A 10,658-nucleotide genomic window follows, 5' to 3' on the forward strand; every position below is an offset into this window, starting at 1 on the left:
GGTATGGGGCAGCAGCCGTTTGGGCGGCGACACGTCGGTATTGAAGGTCCAGCCGCAAAATGTAGTTAAGGTGGTCGGTAGCGAGCGCGCCTGGGCCGCGTTGCAGTCCGATGGCACCGTGGTGACCTGGGGCCGCCCGGCTTCCGGCGGTAGCTATGCCGGCAAGGGCGGCGCGGGCAGCGCTGACTACACCGGCGCGGTGGCGCCCTTGAACAAGGTGAGCAATGTCTGGGCTGTCAAGCGCGGCTTTGTCGCGCTCAATGGCGACGGCAGCGGCACGGCCTGGGGCAATCTGGAACAGACTTTCGATGGCGAGGGTGGTTTTTCATCGATCGCCTCCTTCTTTACCCCTGCAACGTTGGCGCAATTCAGCAATATCGCTGACGTCAGCTATACCGAAGGCGCGGTGGCGGTGTTGAAGAAGGATGGAACGGTATTCGCCTTTGGCGATCCCGCCTCTGGCGGCGACACCACACCGGTAGCAGCCAAGCTGACCAATGTTGCCAAAATCTATGCCACAGATTACAGCTTCACTGCCTTGAAGAAGGACGGTAGCGTGGTGACTTGGGGTCAGAACTTCGATAACGCCACGACCGGTCTGTATGACGGCACCGAGCCGATGCCGCAGGCCAATCTTGCACTGCTCAGCAACAGCAATGTGATTGCCGCGCTGAGCCAGAACGGTGTGGTTTCCACCATTGGCACCACGATGTTCGACCGTGGGAGCGATTTGAGCGGTTTTAGTGGCGGCCTGGCCAATGTGGCCAAGGTGTTTGCCAGCAAGACAGCGTTTGCCGCGTTGAAGAAGGACGGAACCGTGGCTAGCTGGGGAGATTCCCAGCGTAATAATGTGGCCAATGTGCAAGCACAGCTTACCAATGTGCTGACTATCGCTGGCACAGAAACGGCCTTCGCCGCGCTGAAGGCTGATGGCACGGTGGTGACTTGGGGTGATGAAACCCGTGGCGGCGACAGCTCCGCAGTGCAGAGCCAGCTGAATAATGTGATTGCCCTGTTCTCCAATGACTATGCCTTTGCCGCGTTGAAGAAGGATGGCACTGTGGTCACCTGGGGTTCGCCCACGCATGGCGGCGACAGTTCGGCGGCGCAGGCCAAGCTGCGGAATATCCGCGCCATTTACAGCACGGGCTTGGGTGGTTTCCTGGCGGTGGCCAAGGATGGCAAGTTCGTTACCTGGGGCAGCCCGTTTGCAGGTGGTGGCCAAGCGCCAGCCAATCTGACCGCCATTCCATTCCTGAAGAGCTGAACGGCCCGCATAGCAAGTTGAAGGAGCTTTCCGTGAAAATGCATCATTTGATTTCCGGCCTGCTGCTGGCAGGCCTCGGCATAACGGCCGCCCAAGCTGCGCCCAACGGCCCGGCTGTCGCTGGCATCATCGTCAAGTACAAGCAAAATTCGCAGGCGCAGCTAGCCAGGCAAGCGGCCAGTCTGCCGCGTGGCCAGGCCCTGGCCGCCCGTCCCGCGGACTTTGCCCAGCGCACTCAGCAAGTACAGCAGATCACCGGCTTGCCTTTGCGATTCGACCACCAGATGGGAACCGGCGCCTATGTGTTCAATAGCAGCCAGAAGCTGAGCGCCGGGCAGGCGCAGGAGCTGGCCAAGCGTATCAAGCAGCAGGATCCAACGGTGGAGTACGCTGAGCCTAACTTCATCAAGCGCGCTAACTTTGTCCCTTCCAGCCCGTTGTACGGCAGCCAGCAATGGGACATGCAAGATAGCGCCAGCCAGCCGGGCTCCTTGAACCTGCCCGCGGCCTGGGACATTACCCAAGGCAAAGGCGTTACCGTGGCTGTTTTGGATACCGGTTACCGCCCGCACAAGGATCTGACGGCCAATCTGCTGCAGCCTGGCTACAACTTTGTGTCCGACCCCGCTTCTGCCCGGCTTGCGGTGGGGCCGGATGGCAGGACGGCGCGCCAGGCCAATGCCTTGGATCAGGGCGACTGGGCGGCGGCAGGCGATTGTGGCCCAGGCACCGATGCATCCCCCAGCAGCTGGCACGGCACCCATGTGGCGGGCACCATCGCCGCGGCAGCAGGTAACGGCCAAGGTCTGACCGGTGTGGCGCCGCAGGCCAAGCTCCTGCCACTGCGTGTGCTGGGCCGCTGCGGCGGCACCGATGCCGACATCGCCGACGCCATGTTGTGGGCGGTGGGCGGCGCCATACCAGGCTTGCCTGCCAATACTACGCCGGCGCGGGTGATCAGCATGTCGCTGGGCGGCGCTCAGCCGTGCACCCAGACCTACCGCGATGTGTTGCAGCAGGTTTCCGCGCATAACGGCATTGTGGTCGTGGCGGCAGGCAACGCCACCCGCAATACGCGAGACTTTGCTCCGGCCAGTTGCCCTGGCGTGATTACCGTTGCAGCCAATGGCAAGAGCGGCGGCATTGCGTCCTATTCCAACTATGGCGCATTGACGGCCGTAACGGCGCCGGGCGGTGATCAAGGGGTCGATCCCGGCATCTATTCCACGCTGAATGATGGCAAGACCGCCCCCGGCAACGATATTTACGCGGCCTATCAAGGCACGTCCATGGCTACGCCGCATGTGGCCGGGCTGGTTGCGCTGATGCTGTCGGTCAATCCGAATCTTGACTGGAAGGCCGCCCGCAAGTTGCTGGTGCAAACGGCACGCCTACCTGCGGCTAGCTGCGAAGGCTGCTCCGCCGGCCTGGTGGATGCCGCTGCGGCGGTGAAAGCGGCTCAGGCTTATCGCTGATCGTCGCGTCTTGAAGAAGCAAACCGGCCCTGGCGGCCGGTTTTTTATTTTGGTTTGGCTCAAGGCTGGCGCAGCCGCGTGTCCAGCGGCGCGTCTATCATCTGGAGGATACGGCAGCGCGCCGCATCCGGGTGCTGCGGATTCAGCAGCAGGTTTTGGCCGTCCATCGCCAGGGCGCTGGGCACCCGCAGCAGCGCGCTGGGCGACTGCGCCAGCCAGTCATCGCCCATCCTGCGGGTTTCCTCCTGCCGGGCGCGCCAGTCCGGCGGCAGTGCAGCCGGGTCCAGGTCCAGCAGGCTGTCGTCTGGCAGCTCTACCTTCAGCAGCTGAAAACTGGCAGGCAGCCGGCGCAATTCGCTGTGCACCAGCATTTCCAGCATGGCGCTGGCGGCATGGTCCGCCAGATAGACGATGGGCCGGCCGGCGTGGTGCCAGCGGCCGTCGGCGCGCAGCCCGCCCAATCCGTTCAGGTCTGCGTAATGGCTGATGCGCCAGCCAATCACGCAACGTAGCCTTCGTCGATCTGGATCAACAGGTTTTCCACCAGCCGCGCGCCCTGCTCGGTTTGCGCCATCTCCAGCGGGCTGGCGTTGTCGAAGCGCCGCAGCGGCTGGCGCAGCCAGCCGGTAGCTTCCTCCCCCAATACTTGTTGCGCCAGCGCCAGCAGACTGGCGATGCGCACGCCGCGCTCGGATTCGTCGCGGCTGAGTTTTTCGTGTTTCTTGATGCGATGGGACAGCGTGCGCGCCGGAATCACAAACTCAAGCTCCTTGCGCGTCAGGCCTTGGCCGGTCAGTTGCTCGATCAGCCCGGTATCTGCGCCGTTGGCCACGTAGCGCGCCACTTCCAGGTCGGACTGCAGCGGCTGGCCGATGATGCGGGACAGATGGGCAAACCGTAAGGCCGGGCCGCTCGGCTGTTCCGGCAGCGCAGGGGGCGAAGGTTTGAACAAGGGTTGGGACATGTCGGCCTCCATGGGCAATTGCCTGTTTAGTATCGGCATTTTGCCAAAATGACGCAAGCGGGAAGGCCGAGTGGGGAAGGACGCGGGATGTCATCACCTCCAAACCACGATAGACGGATCAATGGCAAACTAGCGCCATTCCATTGTTCTGAGCGACCCATCATGACGCGCAATGAGTTTGAGGATATCCCTCTGCTGAAGGCCGAGGCCGGGCGCTATCCCTGGCAGGATATCCGCAGCCTGCCGCTGCGGCGCGATCTGCCGCCGCCAGATGCCAGCAAACTGCTGCTCGCCTTCTCCACTGCCATGCCGCTATGGGCGCAATGGCTGATGTGCCTGCGCGACCGGCTGGTGTCGCCGCTGGGATTGAAAACCGCAGAGGTGGCGATGCGGCGCGCCGAAGGGCCTTTCCATATCGGCCAACAGCTAGGGGTATTCGGCATCCTGTACTTGGGGGAGCATGCCGTAGTGCTGGGGCAGGATGATCGTCATCTGGATTTCCGGCTGGTGCTGCAATGGCAGCCTGGATGGCTGCACATAGCCACCTTGGTGCGGCCGCACAATCTATTGGGCCGCGGTTATCTCGCCTGGGTGACGCCCTGGCACTACCTGATTGCCGGCGCATCCGGCAGGCGGATGGCGGCGGCATTGCAGTCTCAGTGATGTCTGGCGGCATGATTAGACCTAGTGCCGATTATCGAGTGCGAGGTTGGAAGGGATCAATTCCTAAACCATGGACAGACGGAATGCTCACCAAAATTAACAGTGAGATTGATATTCAGAAATATGCAAGATGTACTTCTTGGAAATATATCCATTTAAATTTGCACCGTGTTTTCTGTCCTAATAATTTTATCGGATTGGGACTAATAATCTAATCGGCTAGATGGAAGTGATTGTTTGAATAGTCTATATGTAAAGAAAAATAGGTGTTTGTACCTGGATGGGCTATTTGCATGATTTAAAAGGATTTTTATTTTGCAATCATTTTTAGATATAAATTTAGAGTGAATAAGCTTGATTGAGAGAAAACCTCTGCTATAGCTACAAGGCCAGTAAATTGCTGGCTCAAAATTGAGGGTATCTAAAAATGGCTTTCTCTTCTTTTCCCTATTTCCTTACCTACAGCCAAAATACCGCCATGGGCATCACTGCCAATGACTCGATGAGCGGCTCCCAATTGTCGCTGCGCCAAATCCAAGGCAACTTCCTGTCCCTGTTCAACATCGATTTTGAAAATGGCGTGTTTGGTCTGGCCACCAGCGGCAACCAACTGGTGCTGGATATCAGCGAATTGGCCAGCGGCAAGCCGCTGGTGCTGAAGCCATACAACTCGGCCTCTATGACCCAGCGTTGGGATTTCTACACCCGCCCGGGTTTCATCCTGAATCGTCAGAACCCCAACCTGGTGATCGATAACAAGGACCGCGGCGGCAATGGCAGCCTGATCTGGCTGTATGAATTCAACGCCTCGCCGGCTCAGCAATGGGCATTCAAGCCGTTGACTTCGGCCCAGCGCTCGGAACTGCTGTTCGCCGAACAAGCTTAATTCCACGCATTGGCACTGGGAGTGGAGCTGCTGGCTCCCTCCCTGTCTTGCGTCAGGGAGGTATGGATGTCCTTCACCAGTGTTCCCTTCTTTATTACTTATGCCGACAACCCAGAATTAGCGCTGTGCGCTGAAGATTCCATGAAAGGCGCGCCATTGGTGCTGCGGCCGCTGCAGGGAAATATGTTGGCCCTATTCAATGTGGACTTTGTCAGCGGGCTGTTTGGACTCGCCACCAGCGGCAATCAGCTGGTTATCGGCGCAGAGCAAATCGAATTAGGCTCGCCATTGAAAATGCAGCTGTTGGATGATGCGGACAAGGATAAACAACGCTGGGATATCTTCTCCGCTCCAGGCGATATCATCAGTTATGCCGACCCCACACTGGCGATTGGCCTGTGCGCCGGAACCGATAAATTGCGTCCGCTGGAATTGACCGAGCTGGATTTCGACCGCTACCCGCAGTGGATACTGCGCCCCTTCACCGTGGTGCGGCCCAAGGCCGCTGCAAACTACGCCTGAGTCAAGCAGTTGCAGAGGGCGTGGTGGCCATGTGCGTGCAAGTGCCAAGAGCATTGGCATGTTGGATAAGAAAAGCCAGACCCGCTATCTAGTGGGACTGGCTTTTGCGCATCGGTTATGGGCGCGCAGCGGGCCTTAATGTGCCCTGGCGGCCCTACCACTTTGGCGCGGTTGCCACAATCGCGTCCAGCGGTCTGTCAGCAGGGATCGGATGGCATGCAATACGCAAGCCGTATTGACCGGCACCAGCGTCAGCAAGCCATGGCCGGCCACGTAGCCGGGGTTGCGGCTTAAATAGAATTGCGCCGCTTGGTGTGGAATTTCCGCCCATTTTTTCCGGTCTGCCTCGTCGTCGCGGGTGCGCCAACCCACATGCACCACGCCAGGTTGCGAGTTAGCCACCGGCTGCAGCCGAAAGGCTTGGGTGAGGTGGGCAGCGATGCGTTGGTAGCGGCTGTCGTCCGGGTAGCGCGCGCTGGGCCAGACCTGGCGCGCGTACTTGCTCAGCAGCATGAAGCTGGATGGGTGGACCAGCGCGCCCAGGTAGTAGATTTTGCGCAGCGGTTGGCGCAAACGGTAGCCCAGCAGCTGGCTTATCACAAATGGCGCATTGCGGTTGCCACGACGGTATTCCCGCTTTAGCCCGGCCTCCATGCGAATGATGGTGACGGCTTGGCCTTCCATCTGTTCTTCAAAGAAATGTATGGCGCAATAGCCGACGATATTTTCTTGCTGGTCACGGTGCAGCAAGATGCGTGTGTGAGGCGCGCTGGATTTGACCACATAATTGGCAAAATCCGGTTTGCTGACGCCATCGAAGATTTCTGCATGAATAGGATATAAATCCTCAATCAAATTGTCTTGATTCTCCTGCTTGAGTGCGGCTGGGTCAATAATAATAGACCTTCCGAGTTTAGACATGTTAGCCCCGCTTTATCCTGGATAAGATATTTGCAATATCTCCATCCTCCTTTTATTGCCAGGATCTGGCTTTGTTTGGCCGCCAATATAATGTGGGGTGGATGTGGCTGAAACAGGGCGATAGAACAGTATGCAATCAGGAAATAAATTGATCCGTTGTCGTACTACTTGCGACGAATATCTTTATCTGGATTTGTGATAGCCTGATTTTGAATAGTCTAGGATGGGATAAGTGAATGCATGAAATAAAGAATCAATATTTCGCTAATTTATATTTAATGTTTTAGGGTTTGGATTTAATGGATGTTGGAAGAGTTGTAATAAGCGCAATGTATTAGTGCGGCGTGTATGGAGGGTGAGATTGTCTATGTGGAGAGGATGGGCTAATACGGCTGGCCAAGACAAAGGTATGAGATGCGACAGCTGAGCCGTGTTCTGGCTATCTCAAATAAGGACTCAAAACTCAATGCTGCCATGCCAATGAATGGAAAATGAATGTAATCTGAATCCAATAATAGCCATTAAGCTATTGATAAATCAATGATCTAGCGCTTTCGTAGCGCAATGGATGAATGCAAAGCATGATCTAGTGTGGGCACACGGCACACCCGCCGATGGATGCGTTCCGCCCACCCCGCATCCGCTGGGTGGGCGGTTTTACGCTTGAATCGGCTTAGGCCGATACCGCCTTGCGCACAAAGTAGCCCTGGGCGCGGGAGAGGGGGCGCGGGGCTTGGAGGGTGAGGGCTTTGAGGCTGGTGGGCGCGTCCAGCGTGAGGCAGCGGGCACCGTTGGCGGTGATGACGTAGGTGTCGGAATGGCGGTAGCCGCCTTCTTTATCGAGATACAGGCCGGGTTCTATCGATACCACCATGCCGGCGCGCAGCACGTCGTCGCTGCCTTCCGCCAGCCACGGGCCTTCGTGGTTGGACAGGCCCAGGCCGTGGCCGGTGCGGTGCAGGCGGATGTGCCAGTCGGCAAAGCCTTGTTCGGACAAAAAGCTATTTACCGCCTGATCAATCACCTCGCAGGGCGCGCCGGGGCGCAGCAGAGATTCCGCCAGGCTGCGGGCGCGGCACATCAGCTTGAAGCGATCCTGCGCTTCTGCCGTGGGCGGGCGGGTGAAGAAGGTGCGTTCGCACTCCGCGGTGTAGCCGTCCAGCCGCACCACGCAAATCACCACATGCGGGCCGCCTTGCAGCCTTTGGCCAAGGCGGGGGATGGCGTGGGGCTGGGCGCTAAGCGGCGCCGGCCACGGCGCCAGCAGCACCTTGGTGCACAGCGGGTCAAAGTGGTGTTCATGCTGGATGATGGCGCGCAGCAGGCGCGGGCCCAGGGCATAGCCTTCCGCCACGGACATGCCATCGTAAGCGCGGGCCAGCAGCCGGTTTACCCCTTCCGCCGCGTAAGCCGCGGCGCGTTCCAGCCGGGCAATCTCCCAGTCCGACTTTACCAGCCGCACCCGGTCCAGCGCGGCGCAGGCGTGGCCGCCCAGCGCTTGCAGCACCGTGGCCAGCTGCCACGGCGCGTTGGCGTCAAAGGCAAAGTCCGGCGGCAACAGCGGCAGCAGCCGCGCCTGCCAGTCTTCGCCCTTGGGGGCCGGGTATTCCCGGTAGCTGTGGATGTCCGGCCACTCCACGCCCCAGGCCGATTGCAGATGGGCAAATTCCAGCTGCGGCACCAGCAGATGGCGGCGGCCGCTTTCTACCTCCAGCAGCAGGAAAAAGGGCCGCTCCAGCGGCTCAAAGCTTAGCCCGGACAGGTAATACAGGCTGTCCGTGCTGAGGGCCAGATAATGGCGGATGCCCGCCTCGCGCAGCTGCTGGCGCAGCGCCTGGTCGCGCCGGGCCATTTCCTCAAAATGCGTGGAATCGTAAATCATCTTGCTGCCTCCTCTGTAATACGCCACTTGTCCGGCTTGTACAGACCGCGTGGCGGTTTGAGCGTGCATGACTTGAGCATAGGGCGCGGCAAACGGGAGAGGCGGCCAACCATGGCGCAGACGGAGTGGTTCAGGCCAAAAAAGTGCCTGAACTGGCCCAATGGCCTGGCTGGCTTGCCTTTTGCGCCCGCTTTTACTGCGTCATTTCCAGCTGATAACGCGCCTGCAGCAGCTGCTGATATAGCGGCATCAGCAGGCTGTACAGCTGGTGGGCCGGCAGGGCGTTTTTGTTGGCCAGGCGCAGCATGTCCAGCAGGGATTGCAGACGGTTGGTGGCGTGGGCCAGGGTGTGGGCGCTTTCCCACATGGTTTCATCCAGCTGGGCAAACAGCCTGGCCAGCCGGGCCACCGGCAGGCGCAGGTCCGCATGGGCGGGCTTGGCCAGCAGCGGCTGCAGCTGGGCAAAGGTTTGGTTCAGCTCCACCAGCGGCAAGGCGTAAGCGGGCATGGGGCGGCCGCCCTGCCAGCGGGCGCGGGCAAAGGCGCGGCGGCGCAGGCGGAGCGAGGGCGTCAATACGCGGCACATGGCGCATCCTCCGGAAAGAAGGACAAGAGAAAAAAGCCGGGCCCGCACCGGGCAGGCCCGGCCAGCGCGGATGGCTTACAGCACCTTGCTCAGGAAGCCAAGCGAGGCGGTGATCTGCTTATCCACCGGCTGCAACAGCTCCTTCAGCCGGCTGGAAGGCAGGCGGATGTCCTCACCCAGGCAAGACAGCAGGTCCAGCAAAGCCTGCAGGCCCAGCTGGCTTTGCGCCAGCAGGCAAACAGACTCCACCACCGCGTGCTCGATCTCCCGGCACAGGTGGGCCAGCTGGGCTACCGGCGCGCGCAGGTCTGCATGGTCTGGCTGAGACAGCAGCACTTGCAGCGCTTCAAACGCCGCATGCAGCTGGGCCATGGCCAACAGGCTGGCGTGGCTTGGGTGGGTAGACATCCCGGAATGCACCAGCCAGCGCTGGCGGGACGACGTGGAGTGGGGTACGGCAAAGTGAGACGCACTGCGGGAAATGCTTGTCATGGTAAGGCTCTCCGAGATTTAGGTGCTCACCTGCATCTCCGACGCCAATCGGGGGGTGGCAGGCACAAGGCGGGATTGGCGTTACCGGAATCTCGGAACCGGCGCATCTAGGATGCTCCCACCAAGGCCCGCCATAATTGCGCGCAGCAATGGTGTGAGGACTGGAGCTTTCGCTGCAGTCCGCCGAGATTCGTCGGGACGCCAATCCCGGTGCCGCTATTGAACGGCACAGGGTAATTATCTAGTGGGGAGGCTTGCTAGGCAAGCGAAGAAGTACGTATTAGCAGGTGAGGCGGGGCAGTCCAGAGAGGCTCACGAGATGTCTAGGAAAGTGGGAGTGATTAAGCGCTCTTCCAACCGGTACACCGAAAGCTATATCGACATTAGTCTAATCGCAATCTGGCCAGTGCAGTTGGTCTATTAAGAAAAAGACCACGCATTCAGAAGTCACGCCGCGGAGGACGTTACGCACATGGAAAAGATTTATCACGGTTAGTAGCTTGTGGGGGGAAGGCAGGGAAAAACCATGATGGTGATAGTAGTTGCGAAAGGCTACATTTCATGTCTGATGGGCAACGATGCCACTTTCATCTACCTGAAAGGTCAGTACAAATATCTATCGGAAGAATGGCATCAGTTATGGAAGAAATTGTGACCGATACCCCCAATCAAGAACGAGGGTAAAAAATTCTAAGCTCGTAAAGCCAAAAGCATGAAAAATAAACTGATGAAACAATATCCTAAATAGATTCTACTATTATGCCAAAAAATTTTACCATTTTAGCTCCGCTGCTAATCTGCGTAGCTTTAATGTAACTTCAGGTGAGTTACTGTCTCTTATACACATCTGACGCTGCCGACGACAGCACGAAAAAAAAATTTTTTGGGGGGGGGGGGGGGGGGGGGGGGGGGGGGGGGGGGGGGGGGGGGGGGGGGGGGGGGGGGGGGGGGGGGGGGGGGGGGGGGGGGGGGGGGGGGGGGGGGGGGGGGGGGGGGGGGG

Annotated in this window: 11 protein-coding genes; 5 read left to right on the forward strand and 6 right to left on the reverse strand. The window is 59.2% G+C overall.

Going from position 1 to position 10,658, the window contains the following annotated elements; all coding sequences use genetic code 11:
* Both JHD59_RS20885 and JHD59_RS20890 read left to right on the forward strand, forming a co-directional pair.
* Positions 1 to 1,267, forward strand: a 1,267-nt coding sequence (locus tag JHD59_RS20885; protein WP_199155665.1) for a hypothetical protein, incomplete at its 5' end; no start/stop codon positions are given.
* Between the two features lie 38 nt (positions 1,268 to 1,305).
* Positions 1,306 to 2,742 carry a S8 family peptidase gene (locus JHD59_RS20890; protein WP_103317308.1) on the forward strand — a complete coding sequence of 479 codons (1,437 nt, stop codon included), beginning with the start codon at positions 1,306 to 1,308 and terminating at the stop codon, positions 2,740 to 2,742.
* Between the two features lie 59 nt (positions 2,743 to 2,801).
* Here JHD59_RS20890 and JHD59_RS20895 read toward each other — a convergent pair whose 3' ends face one another.
* Both JHD59_RS20895 and JHD59_RS20900 read right to left on the reverse strand, forming a co-directional pair.
* The gene (locus JHD59_RS20895; RefSeq protein WP_199155667.1) at positions 2,802 to 3,245 is read right to left on the reverse strand and encodes an RES family NAD+ phosphorylase; all 444 of its coding nucleotides are present in this window, start codon (positions 3,243 to 3,245) and stop codon (positions 2,802 to 2,804) included.
* A complete protein-coding gene (locus JHD59_RS20900) occupies positions 3,242 to 3,706 on the reverse strand; it encodes an antitoxin Xre/MbcA/ParS toxin-binding domain-containing protein (RefSeq protein WP_199155668.1) in 465 nt (154 codons plus the stop codon). The genes JHD59_RS20895 and JHD59_RS20900 overlap by 4 nt, the downstream gene beginning before the upstream one ends.
* A 162-nt stretch (positions 3,707 to 3,868) precedes the next feature.
* Here JHD59_RS20900 and JHD59_RS20905 point away from each other — a divergent pair, with 162 nt between their 5' ends.
* From JHD59_RS20905 to JHD59_RS20915, 3 genes are all read left to right on the forward strand, one after another.
* On the forward strand, positions 3,869 to 4,369 hold the full coding sequence (locus JHD59_RS20905) for a DUF2867 domain-containing protein (RefSeq protein ID WP_199155669.1): 501 nt from the start codon (positions 3,869 to 3,871) through the stop codon (positions 4,367 to 4,369).
* Between the two features lie 427 nt (positions 4,370 to 4,796).
* Complete coding sequence (locus JHD59_RS20910) at positions 4,797 to 5,255, forward strand: RICIN domain-containing protein (RefSeq protein WP_103317314.1); 459 nt, start codon at positions 4,797 to 4,799, stop codon at positions 5,253 to 5,255.
* 66 nt (positions 5,256 to 5,321) lie between these two features.
* Positions 5,322 to 5,777, forward strand: coding sequence for a hypothetical protein (locus tag JHD59_RS20915; RefSeq protein WP_199155670.1), 456 nt, complete (start codon positions 5,322 to 5,324; stop codon positions 5,775 to 5,777).
* Positions 5,778 to 5,912: 135 nt separating this feature from the next.
* Here JHD59_RS20915 and JHD59_RS20920 read toward each other — a convergent pair whose 3' ends face one another.
* The 4 genes from JHD59_RS20920 to JHD59_RS20935 form a co-directional block, all read right to left on the reverse strand.
* Positions 5,913 to 6,698, reverse strand: a complete 786-nt coding sequence (locus JHD59_RS20920; protein ID WP_199155671.1) for a hypothetical protein — start codon at positions 6,696 to 6,698, stop codon at positions 5,913 to 5,915.
* A gap of 673 nt (positions 6,699 to 7,371) precedes the next feature.
* Positions 7,372 to 8,580: a Xaa-Pro peptidase family protein gene (locus JHD59_RS20925; protein ID WP_199155672.1), complete on the reverse strand. Its 1,209-nt coding sequence runs from the start codon at positions 8,578 to 8,580 to the stop codon at positions 7,372 to 7,374.
* A gap of 193 nt (positions 8,581 to 8,773) precedes the next feature.
* Positions 8,774 to 9,166 carry a DUF1484 family protein gene (locus tag JHD59_RS20930; RefSeq protein ID WP_199155673.1) on the reverse strand — a complete coding sequence of 131 codons (393 nt, stop codon included), beginning with the start codon at positions 9,164 to 9,166 and terminating at the stop codon, positions 8,774 to 8,776.
* Between the two features lie 75 nt (positions 9,167 to 9,241).
* Positions 9,242 to 9,658 carry a DUF1484 family protein gene (locus JHD59_RS20935; RefSeq protein WP_199155674.1) on the reverse strand — a complete coding sequence of 139 codons (417 nt, stop codon included), beginning with the start codon at positions 9,656 to 9,658 and terminating at the stop codon, positions 9,242 to 9,244.
* Positions 9,659 to 10,658: the final 1,000 nt, after the last annotated feature.

Origin of the sequence: Chromobacterium sp. ASV23 (assembly GCF_016428945.1) — a bacterium.
In the GTDB taxonomy this organism is placed as follows: domain Bacteria; phylum Pseudomonadota; class Gammaproteobacteria; order Burkholderiales; family Chromobacteriaceae; genus Chromobacterium; species Chromobacterium sinusclupearum.